Here is a 639-nt window from a genome sequence, read left to right on the forward strand (position 1 = left end):
TCCGCGAATCGGTCGGGGAAAGGCCACGGCTAGTTGGTTGATGGCTTGTTTCCACCCGGTGGCTTTCGCTCCTTCAATATAGCCGTTGCACTCAATGTTGCGCTTGGCTTTCTTCGCCCGCTGGGCAGCACGCTTGTCTTCGATATTGCAGATCATCAGCCAAAGCGTCTTCAGCGCGGCAGTATCGTTCGGGAATTGGCCCCTGTTACGGGTAGCTTTACGCAGTTGGGCGTTGAGTGACTCGATCGAATTGGTGGTGTAGAGCACTCGCCTGGCCGCAGGCGGGAACTGCAAAAAGCGGCACGAACCGCTCCCACGCGTCGCGCCAGACTTTGACCGACTGCGGATATTTCTGACCTAGTTCACTGGACTCGAAAGCATCCAGGTTGGCGCGTGCGGTGTCCTCATTGGTGGCGGTGTAGACCTCACGCAGCGCGCGGGAGACAGATTTGCGGTCCTGATAAGACACCCACCGGTTCGCAGCTCGAATCAGGTGCACAATGCAGGTCTGCACCACAGAATTCGGCCAGGTTGCCTCCACGGCTTCTGGCAGGCCTTTTAAGCCCGTCGCAGCACACGATGAACACGTCCTGGACCCTGCGGTTGGCCAGATCTGCGCAGACTGATGCCCACAATGCA

The 639-nt window shown here is 58.4% G+C and carries 1 pseudogene; it reads right to left on the reverse strand.

What is annotated here, in order from left to right:
* A pseudogene (locus ABRP64_RS11660) lies at positions 1 to 639 on the reverse strand (IS256 family transposase); the annotation flags it as partial.

Source organism: Corynebacterium sp. KPL4015, assembly GCF_040225725.1.
In the GTDB taxonomy this organism is placed as follows: Bacteria; Actinomycetota; Actinomycetes; order Mycobacteriales; family Mycobacteriaceae; genus Corynebacterium; species Corynebacterium rhinophilum.